The organism is Microbacterium sp. NPDC078814 (genome assembly GCF_040702645.1).
GTDB lineage: Bacteria > Actinomycetota > Actinomycetes > Actinomycetales > Microbacteriaceae > Microbacterium.
On sequence record NZ_JBFBLT010000002.1, the window covers coordinates 1 to 17984 of the forward strand.

Here is a 17984-nt window from a genome sequence, read left to right on the forward strand (position 1 = left end):
AGCTGCCCGAGGCCGCCTGGATCAACCAGCCCTCACAGGAGGCCCTCATACAGACCGCCTGACGGAATCTGTCTCACCCGCCTTGACACTTTCCGCATGGGCGCCGTGCTCGTGAAGCTGTCAGACTTCGGACTGCACAAGCATCGGGACTCTGAGTTCACGCGGACGGAGACGGAGATGAAGGGATCGATCATCGACCCGCTCCTGGAATCCTTCAGAGACTTCAAGCCCACAAACGACATCTACGCCGCAGGGGTAATCATCTCGTTCATCTTCACTGGCAAGACCCGACTGGGTGTCGCCAGCGGCCCGGTCGGTGACATTGTGAACCGCGCGACCAGTCTCGACGAGTCCGCGCGGTTTGGCTCCATCGCCGACATGATCTCAGCCGTTGAGGCTCTGGAGGCGCCTCTCTCTGCGTCCGCCGAAGCCAGCGTCTAGCATCGCCCGTCCGCAGTGCAGTGGGCTTTCGGAAGGGATGATCTCTGCCGGTCGGCGAAAAACGGTGACATCGCATCTCGGGTTCGCTTCGACTTCGCGCAGTGGCGGGAGAAGCGCACGTAAGTACGCGTTGCTCAGGGCGCGCGTCAGGCAGGCGAACAGACTGAAAGCCCGCCACCCGGAACAACCTTGATGATCTCCCGAACCTGGAGGTATCAGCGGGTGTGACGAGTTGGAGCTCGCCCGTCGACGCCTCCGGCCCGAACACTAACCCGTGGCGGCCTCTTGGATCGCCGCCGCGAGGCCGTCGTAACCGACGACCGCGGTAGCGAGCTGTTGCGCTCGCACCCAGGTGAGAGTTGACTGCCCAGTTGCCTCTAGCGCAACGCGCGAGACCACGGCGAATCGCCAATTCCCGATGTCGAGTTGATCGAACTGCTCTCGCCCGGCGAGATTCGCGGCGAGAACGTACACGTCGGCGTTGTAGGTCGACTCGGCGGCGTATGTGTTCGTCACAGGGTCGAGGAGCTTTCCACGAAGACCTGAGAATGCGAGCGTGGACGGTTGGCGCTGCGCCCACCGCTGCACGAATGCGCTGGACTTCACCTCGATGCGGATGTCGCCCCACAGGACGTCGAACGCGTCCCACTCGACGCGCACCGGCCGCTCGACCCCGGTGGCACGCCACACAAGGTACTCGGCCAGCCACCCACGGACATTGTTCGTCGTCACGTCGGGCAACGCGAACCGCCAGAAGTCAGACACCGACGCGTCAAGTCCGAGTAACTTCTCGTCTCCGGTCAGCGGATCCAGAGGAGGCGGCTCGACCATCGTCATGCCGTGAGCCTATCCGTCGTAGAGCTCCATCGGGACTGGGGTCGGAGCGCCCTCGTCAGTGAGGTGACGGCCACGTTCGACGACGACGACGAGCGCGGCGCTGCGCTATTTGCCGGGGGCATGCATGCGTGCTGTGGGGCCGTACGCGGCACCACCATCTGCTTCACATGTGCTGGTCCGACTCGGCGATTGCTTCGCCGATCTCGCGCATGCGCTCCTCGATCCGGAGTCGCGCGACGACCGATGTGGAGTGCTCGCTGCAAAGCCACTGGCCATCGAAGTTCTCGCCCGTCCGCGTCCGACACCGGTCCCCGAGGCTGACGTGCTCACACCGCGCACTTGGTGCTGGACGGAGACGGTCGGGGGCATTCGCGGCGTACGGCGAACTCTCCCATCTGTACGGGTGCTTTGAGCAACGCCATTCGAACCAGCCGCCATTGGCGAGCCCGTCGAGGTCGGGGGCCCAGACGCTGCGTTCACGCCAGCGACGGACCACGACGATGTCCTGCGTGCTGTGGTTCCGTCCCCACTCTTCGCGGCGACAGTAGGTGCATTCGCTTGTCAGTGGATCCTTGTCATCGCCGCGGTCTTCGATGTCGAGGATCGGGTAGGGCGTGTCGATGAGCATGTCTTTGAAGAGGACCATTAGGACTCCTTACCAGCGAAGAGGCTCGTTCTCTCGATTTCGCCGCGCAATCGCGTCCACTGCTCGGCGCATGCGGGGCTGATGCGGTAGTAGACCTCGCGTCCTCGGGCCGGGCGGAGGTCTTGGCCGGTTGCCCTCGTGAACGGCGCGAGTGTTCCCTCTGGCAGGTGCGCGTTGATGTAGCGGTAGAGGTGTGTGCGGAAAGTCGAGATCACCGATGGCGTCTGTCCGGTCCACTCCGCCAGTTCAGCGATGCTGAGCCACTGGCCCGCCGCGCCGTGCTCTACGACGGCATCCATGATCTTGACGTAAACACGCGCTGTCGTCGTGGGGGCTGATGCGAACCGCTCGACTTGTTCGTCAGGCCATAGCGGATAGTCGGGAATCCCGTCGTCCGGAACGGCTGTTCGTGGGAGGCGGTTCGGCTGGTCGGTGATGAGAAAAGCCGCGAACCTTCGCACTTCGTCGGCGATTTCCGACGGTACGTCGATGGTGATGAGGTTGCTCATGTTGCAGATCCTACTTCAAGTGCTGTACTCCACCAACATACAGTGCACCATACGGTGTGAAACCTTCGTGGGGTCGCTGCTTCGACGCTTGTTGCGCGTTGTGCGTGGGTGAGCTCAGCGCCTGGAGGTGGAATCTGGCATCACGCAGTGTGCGTCTGCCGGGCGACGGGGTGAGCGGAGAAGCTTCTTCTCCGGGTGAGGCGGCCGCGTCGATACGATGTGGGGAAGCATCGCGTCGGGTGAGGGTTCACCGTCGGCCGACGGCACACTGGAGGGGCGACATGGGCACTACCACCGAGACTCGTGCTGCGTTGAAGACATGGCGCGAGGGGCTCATCGGACTGGATCGACGAAGCCGTCTCCTTCGGTTCAAGGCTCCCAGGACATCCTCGCTGAGCTTCGATGCTCCCTCCGCGGACGCCATCCTCGAACTGCTCCGTTCCGGAAAGCTGCAGAGCTTCGTCGGCGACATCATCGACGCGAACAGCGGCGAAGCGCGCCCGGCACGCTCCGGGCCGCTTCTTCACGTTCCTCGCGCAGACGCGGAGATCGGTCCTGTGGTCCGCACTCTGATGCGCCGCGCGAACGAAGAGTTCCTCGACCGCGGCCTCTCCGTGCTCTACGTCGCTTTCGGCATGCTGAAGTGGCAAGACGTAGACAAGACGGACATGACCAGTCCGCTCTACCTGCTCCCCGTTGAGTTGGTCCCGGAAGGGCCTCGAGCTACCCCGAGGATCAAGGGCGGTGAGGACGACGCCGTCCTCAACCCTGCCCTTCCGCTGCGCCTCAACGAGTTCGGGATCACTCTTCCGACGTACGAAGAGGTCGAGGGGCTGACCGTCTCGGAGATCCTGTCCCGCTTCACCGCAGAACTCGGCAAGGCGAAGGATTTCAAGGACTGGAGCTTGGAGCCGGAAGTTCATCTCGCCACATTCTCCTTCGCCAAGGAGGCCATGTATAAGGACCTCCTCGACAACGAAGCGACCATCCTCGAACACCCGGTGGTCCGTGCACTGGCGAACGGCGGTCCCACGAGTCAGAGCGATGAGTTCCAGTTCGACCCTGTTGATCCCGCCGACATCGACGAGGTCGCCCCGCCGGAGCGCACACCGCTCGTGCTCGACGCGGACTCCTCTCAACGTGCCGCTGTCGCAGCCGCCTTGGCCGGACGCAGCTTCGTGATGGACGGACCGCCAGGAACGGGGAAGTCTCAAACCATCGCCAACATGATCGGCGCGCTCATGCACGCCGGCAAGTCGGTGCTCTTCGTCTCGGAGAAAATCGCCGCACTCGATGTGGTGAAGAACCGCCTCAAAGACAGCGGTCTCGAGAGTTACCTGCTCGAGCTGCACTCTCACAAGACAAACCGCAAAGACGTCGCATCCGAACTCCTTCGCACCCTCGACAACGTCGCCCAACCGCCCCACGCGATGAGCGCCCCATCTCGCTCAGCCCTTGAAGACCGTCGCCGCCGACTCAACTCCTACGCGCTGGCGATGAACGAGCTTCGCTCACCACTGCAGGCATCGCTTCACGATGTCCTTGGTGAACTCGCCGAGCTCGTCCACGTGCCCGTTGCTCCCGCTCCGGGTCGCCCACCTCTCCAACTGTCAGAAGAGGGGCGCGCAGCACTCGGCGACACTCTCAGTCGCCTTGAACGAACATGGCGCCCCGCTGCGCAAGGCTCGACTTTCCTTTGGCGCGCTGTCACGGATCCCTCCTCGCTCGAATCTCGCCTCTATTCCGCAGTCAGCGCCCTGGAAGAGCTCCAAGGCACGATTCGCCTCAATGACGATGTCGTCGATTCGTTCGGACTGCGCACGCCTCGCCAAACGACGACGTTGATGGAGTTGCTGGATCTCCAACACGTTCACCGTCCCGGCTTCGTCAACGATGCATGGCTGACCGCAGTCGACCAGACTTCCATCCACGCAGATCGTCAACGCCTAGGCGATCTGGTCACCACGTACCAGCGCGCTGCTGACCTCGTTCTCGAACTGGCGGGTGTCGGCCACGAGCAGCTGCCCATCGACTTCCCCGCGCACTCGGAGGCCATCGCCGTTCGCGGGGCAGTTGACCTCGCCGGGCTCACCGCGCAGACGCTGAGAGGCACCGCAGACTCCTTCGCAGCCAGGGCGGTATCGCTCACAGCCGCGATCAACGCCGTCGGCAACCTCGCGCACCTCGTCGGGGTGGGCACCCCTCTTTCCTTCGCTGACGCAGACCGTGTCGTGCGCATCACTGAAATACATCGCGAGTTCCCCGGCATCGAAGCCGCTTGGCTCACAGCCTCCGGTCTCCACGCAGCCCGCGAAGCCGCAAACACTCTTCGTCTCGAAGCTCTCGCGCTCGAGCGAAGCGAATCACAAGCGAGCGGACTTTTCACCCCGAGCGCTCTCACGGCACCGCTGCGGGATCTCCAGGAGCGCTTCGCCAACCTCCACACCGGACTCCGAAAACTGTCCGGCGCGTACCGTACCGACAAGAAGGCGCTCGGAGCGCTCCTCGCCGACGCGAAGGAGGTGAAGTCAGGCATCGCCCACCTTTCGGATGCCATCGCCTGGTCCGATGCCGTCGGAAAGTTCGAGGCCGCCGGCGTCGCCTCCGGGCATCTGCTCGGGCGATGGTGGCAGGGACGGTCCACCGACTGGGAAGCGGTCGACCGATACCTCGGAGCGGCCGAGGAAGCCATAACTCTCAGCGGTGACATGGTCTCTCGCTCGACGGTCGCCTACCTGGCTTCCGCGACGGTTGACCCCGCTGAGGCGGCAGTTGCGGAGTCCGTGCGTCTCGAGCTCGTCAACTGGCGAGCAACTGTTGCATCGCCTCCTGCTCTGGCCGGGCGACCGGAACTGCTCGTCGAGCAACCGGCGACTTCGGTCGCGTGGCTGTCCACGCACGTCGCCCCCATGAGGAGCGCCGCTGAGCGGATCGAGTCGGTGTCAGCCCACACCGGCAGAGAGCACACTCTTGAAGATGCTGACGCGGTCATCGCTGCAGTCCAGGATGTGCGCGCTTGTACGCGAGAGCTGGACTTGGCGACGACCGACCTGAGCGCCCAGTTCGGAGACCTTTACCAAGGCGCCCGCACCGACCTCACCGTCGTGGACGTGGCCCTGGGATGGGCGGGGAGAGTTCGCGAGCTTGCGGGCGCTGCGCTATCGCCCCACCAAGTTTCTGCTCTGGTCCAGTCCTCTCCCGTAGGCAGCCTTGAGTCTGTCCTCCGCAAGTGGGAGAGCGCGCGCGACGAGATCCTCAACGCGTTCGACTCGTCGCGGACGGACGAGCTGAGGGAGGACTTCGGCGACTTCGTGACTGCCTTCGAGCTTCTGAGCGACTTCCAGTCCGACACCATCGGTCAACAGGAGTGGTTCGACTATCAGGCAATCCGCGCCGAGCTTCGCGAACTCGACCTCGATGAGACCGTCAACTTCTGTATCGAGCAGCGCTTGCAGGCTGCGGACGTTCCGAAAGTCATCGAGCGTGCATTGCTGCGCGCGTGGGCGGACGAGCACATTCGAACTGACACCCGCTTGCATCCACTACTCGCCGCAGACCGAGAAGCCCTCGTCGCCGAGTTCCAGAAGCTCGACCGAGAGATCGTCGCAGCAGCCACCAGCGACATCATCCAGTCCGCGAACACGCGGCGGCCCGCGAACACCTCGCTGGGAGAGCCCGCCCTCATCCGGCGGGAGGGCATGAAGCAGAAACGCCACATGGCGGTTCGCAACCTCATCACCCAGGCGCGCACCGCGATTCAAGCCATCAAGCCCGTTTTCATGATGTCTCCACTGGCGGTCTCGCAGTACCTTCCGCACGACCTGAAGTTCGACGTCGTCATCTTCGACGAGGCATCCCAGGTCACCCCGGGCGACTCCATCAACTGCATCTACCGCGGCAGATCCTTCATCCTCGCCGGCGACGACAAGCAGCTTCCACCGTCGCAATTCTTCGAACGGGCGGTGGAATCCGACGACTCCGACGAAGAGGACTCGGACGTCAAAGACTTCACCTCGATCCTCGAACTCGCCAAGTCCTCCGGTGCCTTCCGAAACCTGGGCCTCAGATGGCACTACAGGTCACGTCACGAAGCCCTCATCGCCTTCTCGAACTACCGGTTCTACGAGGGGCACCTCGTCACCTACCCGTCCGCGCAGGACGAAGGACCAGACGTCGGAGTCGAGTTCTTCCACGTAGACGGGATGTATCGCCGAGGCGGGGGAGCAGACAACCCGAAGGAAGCCAAAGCCGTCGCCGAAAGAGTCATTCAGCACTACCGGACAAGACCCGGGCTCTCCCTCGGCGTCGTCACCTTCTCCGTCGCGCAGGCCGACGCCGTCGTGGCCGCGGTCGACGAGCTTCGTGGGCAGCACAGAGATCTCGATCCTCATTTCGACAAGAGCGACCGACTCAATGGATTCTTCGTCAGGTCGCTCGAGTCGGTTCAAGGTGACGAACGCGACGTCATCGTCTTCTCCATCGGGTACGGCCCAGACGAAGCGGGCAAGATCTCCACCAACTTCGGTGTCCTCAATAAAGACAGGGGATGGCGTCGCCTCAACGTGGGAGTCACACGCGCAAGGCAACGCATCGAGGTCGTCGCATCCATAGACGCAGGCGATATCCCACAATCCACGAATGAGAACGTTGAAGCCCTGCGCTCGTATCTAGACTTCGCACGCAGAGGCATCTCTGTACTCGGCACGCAAGCCTCAGTGACGGGGCTCATGCCGGACTCCCCGTTCGAAGAATCCGTAATCCGGGCGATACAGTCCTGGGGCTATGTCGTGGAGCCCCAAGTGGGGGCCGCAGGCTTCCGCATCGACATCGGTGTGCGACACCCCGCCAAGCCCGGCTCCTTCGCCCTCGGCGTCGAGTGCGACGGCTACCAGTACCACTCGGCACCCGCCGCACGTGACCGGGATCGGCTCAGGGACCAAGTGCTCTCAGGCCTCGGGTGGACCCTCCACCGGATCTGGGGCACCGGATGGTACCGAGACCGTCATCAGGAAGAAGAACGCCTCCGGGCGGCCATCGAAGCCGCGGTCACGGGAACTGCGACCCGTAAGCGGAACTTCACAATTCCGCGCGCGACGGTTGAGACGACCGCGGCGGAAGTCGAAGTGCCCTTCACCTGGGCTGTCGACTACATCGAGGCGGAACCGGTCGCGTTGCCCTACTGGGTTCAGCCAGCAGAGCCCGGCAACCATCTCCACCTGGTTGAACCCCTCAGGGCGCTCGTCCTGGTTGAAGGCCCTGTGCACCTCGACACCGTCAGCGAGCGGATCCGAGAATGGTGGTCCGTCGGGCGAGTCACCGCTCGACTCAAGGAAAACATCGACCTAGCCATCACCAAAGCGGGCCTCGCCCGAGAAGGCGATTTCGTCGATGTGAAAGACCGCGCGGTAACCAAGGTGCGGTCACGCGACCACAACCGCAAGCCAGACCAGGTCCACCTCGACGAGTTCGCGCTCGCCGCCGAGATGCTCGTACGAGACGTCGGTGGAGCGTCACGTTCAGAGGTGGTGAACGCCATCGCGCGCCAGTTCGGCTGGACGCGGACGGGCGCCATCGTAGACCAGCGCGTGAATGCAGCTGTCGACCGCGCCGTTGCCCGCGGGGTTCTCGCCGAATCCGGCGATACCTTGTCGGCACCACCAGCTAAGTGACGCAGTCGGCCATCGGCCTACGGACTTCGATGATGATGGCAGCAGCTCGAGGCAAAGTTCTCGCGCGAGTAGGAAAGGAATAGGCGATGGTGTACGACAGCACACAGGTCGAGAAGCTCAAGGCCCTCGTGAGTGCATTCGCAACTGAGCTGGATACAGCCGCAATGCCCTACATCAACGAAGGCTTGACTGAGACGGTCACGCTCACACAGATGTCCGATGCTGACAGAGCATCGGGAAAGCTCGGGTGGGGACTTGCGGCTTCGTCTGGCGCTGAGCCGAGCATGCTCTTCACTTACTCCGATCCTGCGGCTCTCCGGCTCGAAGCCACAGCTATGAAGCGCAGAGGTGAGTACCTCGCGTCCGCAGAGAAGCTCATCGAGTCCTTTCGGCTAGAAGGCCACTTTGACCTCGGCAACCTCAGGAACTTGTGGAAAACAACTCTCTGCGGCGGTGATGCCCGAGGGGCGGTCGCCCTCATTAGGGCCGCCGTTTCTGTCTACGAGCGTTACGACGCAGCGAGGCTGTACGAGCAGTTGCCATACCCGCCGCAAGACGATCTGGCAGACGTTCTCGGCGCTTTGCAGACAGAGGAGTCGTGCGCATCGCGGCTTCGCGACTTTTCAGGGAACCCCAACTACGTGCTTCCTAGGCCATATCGGCAAATCGTTGCCGACCTTCGCGCAACCAACGTGCGAGAAACAGTTGATACGTCTGCAGCGACCCCGAAGTCGACAGGCGGGTGCTACATCGCTACGGCCGTCTACGGAAGCTACGACGCGCCTGAGGTGATGGTGCTTCGTGAGTTCCGAGACGAACGCCTTCGGCGCACGGCGCTTGGCCGAACTTTCATCGCAACGTACTACGCGCTTAGCCCCTCGCTAGCTAGACGACTGCCAAGGCACAAGAGACTGAGTGCTCGGATTCGAGGAATGCTCGACTTTGTGGTGGACCGTCTTCGTTCCAATGACGGAGGCAGGGATGATGAGGTCACCCGCGCTACCGATGGACTCGCAGCACCGAGGAGAACATGCATTCGCTCAGGCGTCGAACGGACGTTCGCGAAGAATGGTGTTGGCAGACTGTGACCGTGATCTTCGGCCCTTTTCCTTCTCCTACTAGCGCTCCGTTCGCGATGGCGGCGCCGCCCGTTCAAGTGGAGGTGGTGGGCGACGAGTTCCTCGCAATACTGGGGCTGGCAGTGTCTGTAATTGCCGCCGTCGTCGGCCTCTTCGCCGCTGTCGCCGCGTGGCGTGCCGCTACCGCCGCTCGAGACGCAGCGCGGGTCGGCGAGAAATCGGCCGAGCATGCGGCCAACGCTGCCGACGCAGCACAGAAGACCGCGGAGTATGAGCGAGCGACCTTCGAACTAGCCCACCAGCGAGATGTCATGAGGCAGGCTCTCGCGGTAGTCGTGTCGTGGCGGGGTGAGTTCAGCGGTGGCTTGACCCACGGAGCGACGGTGGAAGTTCAGAACACCAGCGGGCTGCTCATCTCCCAGCTCGAGGTGTGGGCTGTCAAGAACGGTGAGCGTGTCACAGAGGTGAAGAGCATGCAGGACCTCGGAAGCGTGTCCCAGACTTTCTCGCTAGCGGCGACGGTTCCCTTCGTCGACTTCTTCGCTCCCGCCGAGAGTAAAGGTGTTGTCCGGTTCACTGACTCCGTAGGACTGCGCTGGGAGCGTCGAAGCTATGAGGCTCCCATCAGTGTGGACGAGATCTCGAAGCATTCCTAGCCAGCGGCATCCGTCGTCTGCGTGACCGCGTAGGCAGACCTATGGTCAACCGGCGCGGGAGCTGTGACCAGGCCGTAGTCTGACTGCCCAGGAGCGGGACTGGTCCCCGTGCCCGGACGATGCTGCGGAGGCTGGCGGCACCACAGGAAAATGGTGAGGGGTTCATGGGAAAGTGGCCTCACGTTCGACGTACGTAGCCTTGCCACAGCGGGTTGTGCCAACAGCCCACCATTTCGGGGCCGGAATCTCGCACGAGGTTCCGGCCCTTCTGCATTCCTGGGATCGCCGAGGGCACGAAGAGGGCACGCCTCCGCGACCGTCAGCGCGTGGGAAGGAGCTCCGCGATCGTCCCCTGGGGCGCGCCGACCAGCGTCTCGCAGGCCTGTGCCAGCCGAGCGGCGAACAGCGCCGCGTCGGTACGGCGCGTCAGCGCATGCGCTGCGATGCCGTCGATCATGGCGAGGATCTGCCAGGCCACGGCATCCGTGTCGTCGGTGCGGAACACGCCGGAGCGCCGGCCCTCCTCGATGAGCTGCGCGATGAACGACTGCCAGGCGCCCATTTGCTCGTCGATGGCCACCGACAGCGCCGCGCTGCCGCGGCCGAGGGACCAGGCATCCACCCACACGAGCGTGATGTCGTCGTGGTCGCTGCTGAGCACCGTGGAGATCATCCGCGCCATCCGTGCCGCCGGCTCGCTCTCGGTCTCGGCCTGGGTGCGGACGTCGTCCAGTTCGGATGCCGTCAGCTCGCGGAAGGTGCGCGCGACCAACTCGTCCATGCTGGATGCGTAGTGCGAGACGAGCCCCGGCGCCACCCCTGCCCTGCTGGCGACCGCCCGCAGCGTCAGTGCGGACAGTCCCTTCTCCCCGGCGATCGCGATCGCGGCGTCGTAGATCTCGCCGGCGCGCTGCTCCGGCGTCTTCCTGGTTCGTGGACGCGTATCGGATGTTGACATGGTGCCTCCAGTGTAGGAACATTCCTGTATTGGTCACGTGACCAACAACCCGTTGTCGGCAAAGGAGATGACATGGGCTGGCGGATGCCGCACGAGGGCGATCGGCACGAACGCACCTGGATGGCGTTTCCGCGCGTGGGCGTCACCCTGGGCGACGGTGCTGCTTGGCGCGACACCGCGTACCGCGCGTGGACCGACGTCGCCCTGGCGATCGCCGAGTTCGAACCGGTGACGATGGTCGTGGACCCGACCGAGATGGCGCGGGCGCGGGACATGCTCGGCTCGGCCGTCGAGATCGTCGAGTCGCCGCTGGACGAGTTCTGGGCGCGCGACTTCGGCCCCACCTTCGTCCTCGACGACGATCGGCCAGGCGTCCTCGGCGCGGTCGACTGGATCTTCAACGGCTGGGGCGCGCCCGCATGGGCCGAGTGGCAGGTGTCGGCCGGCATCGCACGCACTGTCGCCGCACACGTCGGAGCCGAGCACATCAGTTCGGTGCTCGTGAATGAGGGCGGCGGTATCCACGTCGACGGTGAGGGCACGGTGCTGCTCACCGAGACGGTGCAACTCGACCCGAACCGCAACCCCTACGCCGACAGAGGCCGCGTCGAGGCCGAACTCGCACGCACGATCGGCGCGACCACTGCCATCTGGCTGCCCCGAGGCCTCACGCGCGACTACGACGAGTTCGGCACCAACGGGCACGTCGACATCGTCGCCGCGTTCGCCGCTCCGGGCCGGGTGCTGCTGCACCGCCAGGACGACGCGGGACACCCCGACCACGTCGTCACGCGTGAGCTGAGGGCGTTCCTGCAGGACCAGACGGATGCCGCGGGCCGCCCGCTCGAGATCGTCGACGTCCCGGCACCCGAGACCCTCCGCGACGACGAGGGCTACGTGGACTGGAGCTACATCAACCACCTCGTGGTGAACGACGCCGTCATCGCCTGCGGGTTCGGCGAGGACGCCGCCGATGCCCGTGCGCGGGACATCCTCGGAGCCGCGTACCCCGGGCGACAGATCGTGACCGTCGACGCGCGCCCGATCTTCGCGCGCGGCGGCGGCATCCACTGCATCACCCAGCAGCAGCCGGCCACGAGCGAGGTGCCCGCATGATCGACGTGGTCGACGCATCCATCGCGGACCTGCGGCGAGCGCTCGAGACCGGTGCAGCGACGAGCGTCGCGCTGGTGCGGGCCTATCTCGCCCGCATCGACGCGTACGACGCACCCGGCACCGAGACCGCACTCAACGCGGTCGTCGTCCGCAACCCCGATGCACTCGCCGAAGCCGCGGCGTCCGATGCCCGCAGGGCGGCCCGGCACTCGCTCGGCCCGCTGGACGGCATCCCGTACACGGCGAAGGACAGCTACCTCGTTTCCGGGCTCACCGCGGCATGCGGATCCCCGGCGTTCGCGGATCTGGTCGCGCAGCGGGACGCGTTCACGATCGCACGGCTCAGGGCCGGCGGGGCGATCTGCCTCGGGCTGACCAACATGCCGCCGATGGCGAACGGCGGGATGCAGCGCGGTGTGTACGGACGGGCGGAGAGCCCGTACAGCGCCGACTGGCTGACCAGTGCATTCGGATCCGGCTCCTCCAACGGATCGGGCACCGCGACCGCCGCGAGCTTCGCGGCCTTCGGACTCGGCGAGGAGACCTGGTCGAGCGGTCGGGCACCGGCGTCGAACAACGCCCTCTGCGCATACACGCCCAGCCGCGGCGTCATCTCGGTGCGCGGCAACTGGCCGCTCGTGCCCACGATGGACGTCGTGGTGCCGCATACCCGTACGATGGCCGATCTCTTCGAGGTGCTCGACGTGATCGTCGCCGACGACGCCGACGTCCGCGGCGACTTCTGGCGCGCCCAGCCGTGGGTGCGTATTCCTGCGGCATCCGAGGTGCGTCCGGCGTCGTACCGCGACCTCGCCGCGGCCGACCCTCGTTCCGCTCTTGCAGGCCGGCGCTTCGGCGTGCCGCGCATGTACGTCAATGCCGATCCGGATGCCGGCACCGGCACCACCATCGGAGGCGCCACCGGGCAGCGCATCGTGACCAGGGCGTCCGTCATCGAGCTCTGGGAGCAGGCACGCCGAGACCTCGAAGACGCCGGCGCCCACGTGGTCGACGTCGACTTCCCGGTCGTCACCAACTACGAGGGCGACCGCGCCGGGGCGCCGACCGTGCGCACCAGGGGACTGGTGTCCGAGCGGTTCCTGCGCTCCGAGATCGAGGATCTCTCCGCCTGGGCGTGGGACGACTTCCTGCGCGCGAACGGCGACCCCGCGCTCGATCGGCTCGACCTCGTCGACGGCGCGCGCATCTTCCCGCATCCGGAAGGTGCCCTCCCGGGTCGCTACACCGGCTTCGACGACGAGATCGCCGAGTATCCGGCCTTCGTCCGCGAGCGCCCGTACGCGTCATTCACCGACATCCCGTATCTCGAGGAGGGTGTGCGCGGGCTCGAGGAGACCCGCCGCGTCGACCTCGAGGAGTGGATGGACGCGCTCGGCCTCGACGCCGTGATCTTCCCCGCCGTCGCCGACGTCGGCCCCGCCGACATGGACGTGAACCCGGCATCCGCCGACGCCGGCTGGCGCAACGGCGTGTGGGTCGCGAACGGGAATCTCGCGATCCGACATCTCGGCATCCCGACCGTCACGGTGCCGATGGGCACGACGGCAGACATCGGGATGCCGGTGGGTCTGACCATCGCGGGCCGCGGCTGGGACGATACCGCCCTGCTGCGCCTCGCCGCCGCGTTCGAGGCGACCGGCGAGCGCCGTACTGCACCGCCGCGCACTCCCGCTCTTCCCGGAGAGGAAATCTCGTGACGTCGCCCTTTCCGCGCCCGGAGCGGCGCTTGCAGATCACGGCCGATGCCTCGGATCCGCTCCAGCGCGGCGTCGAGCGCGGCAGGCAGCTGCGGGAGACTCTGCCCGGCACGATCGACGCGTATGATCGGCTCTTCCGCCTCGGCGCCGTCGACGAGAAGACCGTGCGCGACGACGCCGAGCGGCTGCTCGACGCAGTCGACGCCCACCGTCCGGCGCTGCGCGCGCAGATCGAGGGCATCGCCGCCGGTGCGGACGCCGAGATCTGGCGCGTCGCAGCCTTGAACGGGCGAACGGAGATCCTCTCCCGCAGCGTCGCCGTACCGCCGGGGGAGTGCTCGACCATCGTGCGCTCGATCCGCGATGCGGACGGCCGCGCGCGCACCCTCGGCGTGCAGACGTGGGACTGGCACATGGAGATCGCGCCGTACTGGCACACGATCATCTCGCGCGGCGGCGTCCACGACTACGCCGGGCTCACCGAATGCGGCATCCTCGGCAAGATCGGCCTGAACAGCGCCGGCGTCGCGCTGCACTTCAACATCCTGGGGCACCGGTCCGACCGGCCCGAGGGCATCCCGATGCACGTGCTCGCCGCTCTCGTGCTCGAGGAGGCCTCCAGTGTCGCGCACGCCGTCGAGCTGGTGCGCGAGGCGCCGGTCACGAGCTCGGGCTCGTTCGCGCTCTTCGACGCCGCGGGCGACGCGGTGCTGCTCGACATCAGCCCCGAAGGCGTGTTCTCCGCGCCTGCCATCACCGAGGGCACCTGGCTGCGCACGAATCACTTCCTCACCGAAGCGCCGGCGGCGCACGAGAAGACCTGGCTGTACCAGCCCGACTCCGGTCTGCGATGGGAGTTCCTGCGAGACCGACTGCCGTCCGTCGGCGCGCCGACGGATGCCGAGCAGCTGCGCGCGATGCTCGTGACCGGCGACGGCGAGCCTCCGGTGACCTGCGTACCCGACCTCGCGCTTCCGATGGGACAGCGGTGGGCCAGCCTGGCCACCGTCGTGCTCGACCCCGTCGGTCGTCGGGCCGACGTGCTCGACGGCACTCCGGCTGAAACCGCCACCCGCCCGCATCTGGCGCTCGCGCTCTGACCCGATCGAAGGGACCACCATGACCGACACCGCCACCGTCTATCGCAACGCCACCGTCTTCGACGGGCTCGCGGATGCTCCGGTGCAGTCCGCGTTCGCCGTGCGCGGCGATCGCATCCTCGCTGTCGGCACGGAGACGGAGGTCCGCTCCGCGGCAGGTGAGGGTGCCGCGGTCGTGGACCTTGACGGGGCCTTCGTGATGCCCGGTGTCATCGAGGCGCACGCGCATCTGGCGATGTTCGGCCACGCGCAGGGCAAGGTGCAACTCCGCGACTGCACCTCGGTGGCACAGATTCAGCAGCGGCTGCTCGAGGCGCGGGCGATGAACCCGGACGCGACGATCATCGAGGGCGTCAGCTGGCTGTTCGACGCTCTGCCTGACGGCGTCACCCAGCCGACCGCGGCGATGATCGACGAGGTGATCGACGACATCCCGGTCTTCCTCGACGCGAACGACCTCCACAGCACCTGGGTGAACACAGCCGCGCTGCGCGCTGCCGGAATCGACCGCGACACCGTCGACCCGATCGGCGGCCAGGTCGTGCGGGACGGCGACGGAGAGGCGACCGGGTTCCTGCTCGAGACCGCGGCCATGGATCTGCTCGCGGACTATCTCGACGGCATCCGGACCGAGGAGGAGGTCGACGGCCACCTGGAGCTCGCCTTCGCCGCGTATCTGGCGGCCGGCGTCACCGGTGCCGCCGACATGGGGATGACAGAGCAGTCGATGGCGGCGCTGCGGCGTCGGCTCGACCGCGACGGTCGGCTGCCGTTCCCGGTCACCGCGCACTGGTGGCTGAGCTCCACCGGCGACCCGGCAGCCGATCTCGCCCAGGTCGAGCGTGCGGTCCAGCTGCGTGACGAGCTCGAGGCCACGGGCACGCCATGGCTGAAGGTCGTCGGAGTGAAGTTCATCCTCGACGGCGTGATCGACGCGTGCACCGCCGCGATGGTGCGCCCGTACGCCGACGGCTCGAACGCCCACCCGATCTGGAGCCGCGAGGCCGCGACGCCGGTCGCGATCGCCGCCGACCGCGCCGGCCTGCAGCTCGCGATGCACGCGATCGGAGACGCGGCGAGCGCACTGGCCGTCGACCTCGTCGAGGCCTGTGAGCGGGCGAACGGCACCGGCACCGCCCGCCGCCCGCGCATCGAGCACCTGGAGTCGGTCGCGCCCGAGACGGTCGCACGGATGCGCGCGCACGGCATCGCGGCATCCATGCAGCCGGTGCACTGCGACCCCGCCATCCTGGACAACTGGATGGCGATGCTCGGAGATCAGCGCGCCGAGGACGGCTTCCCGTGGAACTGGTTCCGCGACGTCGATGTTCCCATCGCGCTGGGTACCGACGCCCCCACCGCACCCCACGAGGCTCTGCACAACCTGTTCATCGCGATGTCCGGGCGATCCTCGATCGACCGCGCGCTGCCGCCGTACCACCCCGAGCGTGCGTTCACCGCCGCGCAGGCACTCGCTGCGGCGACGTCCGGCGCGGCCCACGTCGGTGCGATCGACGACGCCTACGGCCGGATCGCGCCCGGTTTCTTCGCGAACGTCGCCGTGCTGGACATCGACCCGCTGTCCGCGCCGACCGACGACCTGCTCACCGGTGCCGTGCTGCTCACCCTCGTGCACGGCGAGGTCGCCTACCGGCGGCCATGAGCTCCCGCTCCTGAATCCCGAACGCCCCCTGCAGTGACGCAGGAGGGTGCCCGTCCTGGAAGGACCGTCATGTCCGACACATCCGCCATCCCCGCTCCTGGTGCCGTCGCGCCCGGATCCGAATCCGACTTCGTCGACTCCGCGAGCACCCCCGAGACGCGGGGCATCGAACTCATCACCGACGCCCAACGACACGGGAGAGCGCGCGATCTGTTCTTCGTCTGGAGCGCACCGGGCGTCAGCGTGCTGAACATCACGGTCGGCGCCTCGATGACGCTCGTGCTCGGCCTGGAGATCTGGCAGGCGCTGCTCGTGATTCTGGCATCGAGCGCGCTCGCTCTGCTGCCGGGTATCGTCGCCATCTCCGGACCGGCAGCCGGCACCTCCGGCTCGGTGGTCCAGCGAGCGATCTACGGCATCCACGGCAACAAGATCGTCATCGCGTTCTACGGCTGGTTCATCTCGGGCGTCTTCCTCGCGCTGAACTGGGTGGCGGCGTCATTCATCGGCGGCGAACTGCTCGTGCGGTGGGGCTTCCCCGATCCGATCGCGGCATCGATCCTGGTGGCGGTCGTGGTCTCGACGATCACCGTGGTCGTCGCCGTGTACGGTCACGCCCTCATCCTGAAGGCCTACCTGGCGATCTCGATCGGGCTGTTCGTGATCTTCGCACTCGTCATCGGCTTCATCGCCCCCGCGCTGGATTGGGGATTCGCGCAGTCCGCGCCGCTCAGCGGGCTGCCGCTGTGGGTGAGCATCACGATCGCGTTCGCGCTGATGGCATCGTCGCCGCTGTCGTTCAGCAACAGCGCCGACATGGCCCGGTATCTGCCACGCGACACCAAAGCGTCCGGCATCATCGGCGCGACCGCGCTGGGACAGCTCTTCCCCGCGGTGCTCATCACCGCCTTCGGCGTCGTGCTGGGCGGCTCCATCGGGCCGGACAGTCTCGCGAACGGCATCGAGTACTCCCTGCTCGAGAAGCTGCCGGTGTGGCTCGCCCCGCTGTTCGTGCTCGGCGTCCTGGTGAACTGCATCTCGCTCAACGGCATGACGACCTACACGGCGAGCATGGCCCTGCAGTCGATCGGCGTGCCGATCCGCCGCATCCCCTCCGCGATCCTCATCGGTGCGCTCGGCTGCGCGTTCACGATCGTGCTCGTCGTGGCATCCGACCTGATCAGCGCCGTCAACCTGATGCTGCAGTTCCTGCTGATCATCTCCGTGCCCACGATGGGCGTCTACGTCGCCGACATCGTCCTGCGCCGCAACCGGTACTCCGGGACCGACCTGTTCGACGAGCGGCCCGGCGGCAGGTTCTGGTACACCGGCGGCTTCGGCATCCCGGGTCTCGTCTCCGTGGTCGCCGGTGGCTTCGCCACCGCGATGTTCCTGTCGACGACCGTGTGGACCGGCCCGCTCGGCGCGGCGCTGGGCGGGCTCGACCTCTCGGTGCCGGTCGGGCTCCTGGTCTCGGTGGGCCTGTACGCCGTGCTCGCAGGACGGACAGTGCGCACGCAGATCGGCGATTGAGCCGGAGGCCGTCGCTTTCCGTCCGCCGCGGTGGAACGGGTCAAGGGGGTGCGACGCCA

13 protein-coding genes are annotated in these 17984 nt (G+C 66.3%); 9 read left to right on the forward strand and 4 right to left on the reverse strand.

The window, feature by feature from the left end:
• Positions 1–96: 96 nt before the first annotated feature.
• Entirely contained in the window at positions 97–441 is a 345-nt protein-coding gene (locus AB0300_RS03230; protein WP_366215459.1) for a hypothetical protein, read from the forward strand.
• A 267-nt stretch (positions 442–708) separates the two neighbouring features.
• Here AB0300_RS03230 and AB0300_RS03235 read toward each other — a convergent pair whose 3' ends face one another.
• The 3 genes from AB0300_RS03235 to AB0300_RS03245 form a co-directional block, all read right to left on the reverse strand.
• Positions 709–1278, reverse strand: a complete 570-nt coding sequence (locus tag AB0300_RS03235) for a hypothetical protein (RefSeq protein WP_105950079.1) — start codon at positions 1276–1278, stop codon at positions 709–711.
• 163 nt (positions 1279–1441) lie between these two features.
• Positions 1442–1924, reverse strand: coding sequence for a hypothetical protein (locus AB0300_RS03240; RefSeq protein ID WP_105950078.1), 483 nt, complete (start codon positions 1922–1924; stop codon positions 1442–1444).
• The gene (locus AB0300_RS03245) at positions 1924–2433 is read right to left on the reverse strand and encodes a hypothetical protein (RefSeq protein WP_105950077.1); all 510 of its coding nucleotides are present in this window, start codon (positions 2431–2433) and stop codon (positions 1924–1926) included. Before AB0300_RS03245 ends, AB0300_RS03240 begins: the two co-directional genes overlap by 1 nt.
• A gap of 281 nt (positions 2434–2714) precedes the next feature.
• Between AB0300_RS03245 and AB0300_RS03250 the strand changes: the two genes are divergently transcribed.
• The 3 genes from AB0300_RS03250 (at position 2715) to AB0300_RS03260 (ending at position 9837) form a co-directional block, all read left to right on the forward strand.
• The gene (locus AB0300_RS03250) at positions 2715–8102 is read left to right on the forward strand and encodes a DUF3320 domain-containing protein (protein WP_126892907.1); all 5388 of its coding nucleotides are present in this window, start codon (positions 2715–2717) and stop codon (positions 8100–8102) included.
• Positions 8103–8188: 86 nt separating this feature from the next.
• On the forward strand, positions 8189–9190 hold the full coding sequence (locus AB0300_RS03255; protein ID WP_126892908.1) for a CFI-box-CTERM domain-containing protein: 1002 nt from the start codon (positions 8189–8191) through the stop codon (positions 9188–9190).
• A gap of 2 nt (positions 9191–9192) precedes the next feature.
• Positions 9193–9837, forward strand: coding sequence for a hypothetical protein (locus AB0300_RS03260; RefSeq protein ID WP_149085713.1), 645 nt, complete (start codon positions 9193–9195; stop codon positions 9835–9837).
• A 319-nt stretch (positions 9838–10156) separates the two neighbouring features.
• Here the strand turns inward: AB0300_RS03260 and AB0300_RS03265 are convergent, their stop codons facing one another.
• Complete coding sequence (locus AB0300_RS03265) at positions 10157–10795, reverse strand: TetR family transcriptional regulator C-terminal domain-containing protein (RefSeq protein WP_366215460.1); 639 nt, start codon at positions 10793–10795, stop codon at positions 10157–10159.
• Between the two features lie 72 nt (positions 10796–10867).
• Here AB0300_RS03265 and AB0300_RS03270 point away from each other — a divergent pair, with 72 nt between their 5' ends.
• The 5 genes from AB0300_RS03270 (at position 10868) to AB0300_RS03290 (ending at position 17925) form a co-directional block, all read left to right on the forward strand.
• Positions 10868–11911, forward strand: coding sequence for an agmatine deiminase family protein (locus AB0300_RS03270; RefSeq protein ID WP_366215461.1), 1044 nt, complete (start codon positions 10868–10870; stop codon positions 11909–11911).
• Complete coding sequence (locus tag AB0300_RS03275; protein WP_366215462.1) at positions 11908–13629, forward strand: amidase; 1722 nt, start codon at positions 11908–11910, stop codon at positions 13627–13629. Before AB0300_RS03270 ends, AB0300_RS03275 begins: the two co-directional genes overlap by 4 nt.
• A complete protein-coding gene (locus tag AB0300_RS03280) occupies positions 13626–14729 on the forward strand; it encodes a C45 family peptidase (protein ID WP_366215463.1) in 1104 nt (367 codons plus the stop codon). Before AB0300_RS03275 ends, AB0300_RS03280 begins: the two co-directional genes overlap by 4 nt.
• A 19-nt stretch (positions 14730–14748) precedes the next feature.
• Positions 14749–16392 (forward strand): amidohydrolase, encoded by a 1644-nt coding sequence (locus AB0300_RS03285; RefSeq protein WP_303708937.1) that lies wholly within the window; start codon positions 14749–14751, stop codon positions 16390–16392.
• Positions 16393–16461: 69 nt separating this feature from the next.
• Positions 16462–17925 carry a cytosine permease gene (locus AB0300_RS03290; RefSeq protein ID WP_366215464.1) on the forward strand — a complete coding sequence of 488 codons (1464 nt, stop codon included), beginning with the start codon at positions 16462–16464 and terminating at the stop codon, positions 17923–17925.
• Positions 17926–17984: the final 59 nt, after the last annotated feature.

Bases quoted from the DNA above. Each gene is read 5' to 3' on its own strand.
- AB0300_RS03235 (WP_105950079.1), bottom strand. From the start codon at position 1,278: ATGACGATGGTCGAGCCGCCTCCTCTGGATCCGCTGACCGGAGACGAG.
- AB0300_RS03245 (WP_105950077.1), bottom strand. From the start codon at position 2,433: ATGAGCAACCTCATCACCATCGACGTACCGTCGGAAATCGCCGACGAA.
- AB0300_RS03250 (WP_126892907.1), top strand. From the start codon at position 2,715: ATGGGCACTACCACCGAGACTCGTGCTGCGTTGAAGACATGGCGCGAG.
- AB0300_RS03230 (WP_366215459.1), top strand. From the start codon at position 97: ATGGGCGCCGTGCTCGTGAAGCTGTCAGACTTCGGACTGCACAAGCAT.
- AB0300_RS03285 (WP_303708937.1), top strand. From the start codon at position 14,749: ATGACCGACACCGCCACCGTCTATCGCAACGCCACCGTCTTCGACGGG.
- AB0300_RS03290 (WP_366215464.1), top strand. From the start codon at position 16,462: ATGTCCGACACATCCGCCATCCCCGCTCCTGGTGCCGTCGCGCCCGGA.
- AB0300_RS03265 (WP_366215460.1), bottom strand. From the start codon at position 10,795: ATGTCAACATCCGATACGCGTCCACGAACCAGGAAGACGCCGGAGCAG.
- AB0300_RS03275 (WP_366215462.1), top strand. From the start codon at position 11,908: ATGATCGACGTGGTCGACGCATCCATCGCGGACCTGCGGCGAGCGCTC.
- AB0300_RS03240 (WP_105950078.1), bottom strand. From the start codon at position 1,924: ATGGTCCTCTTCAAAGACATGCTCATCGACACGCCCTACCCGATCCTC.
- AB0300_RS03255 (WP_126892908.1), top strand. From the start codon at position 8,189: ATGGTGTACGACAGCACACAGGTCGAGAAGCTCAAGGCCCTCGTGAGT.
- AB0300_RS03270 (WP_366215461.1), top strand. From the start codon at position 10,868: ATGGGCTGGCGGATGCCGCACGAGGGCGATCGGCACGAACGCACCTGG.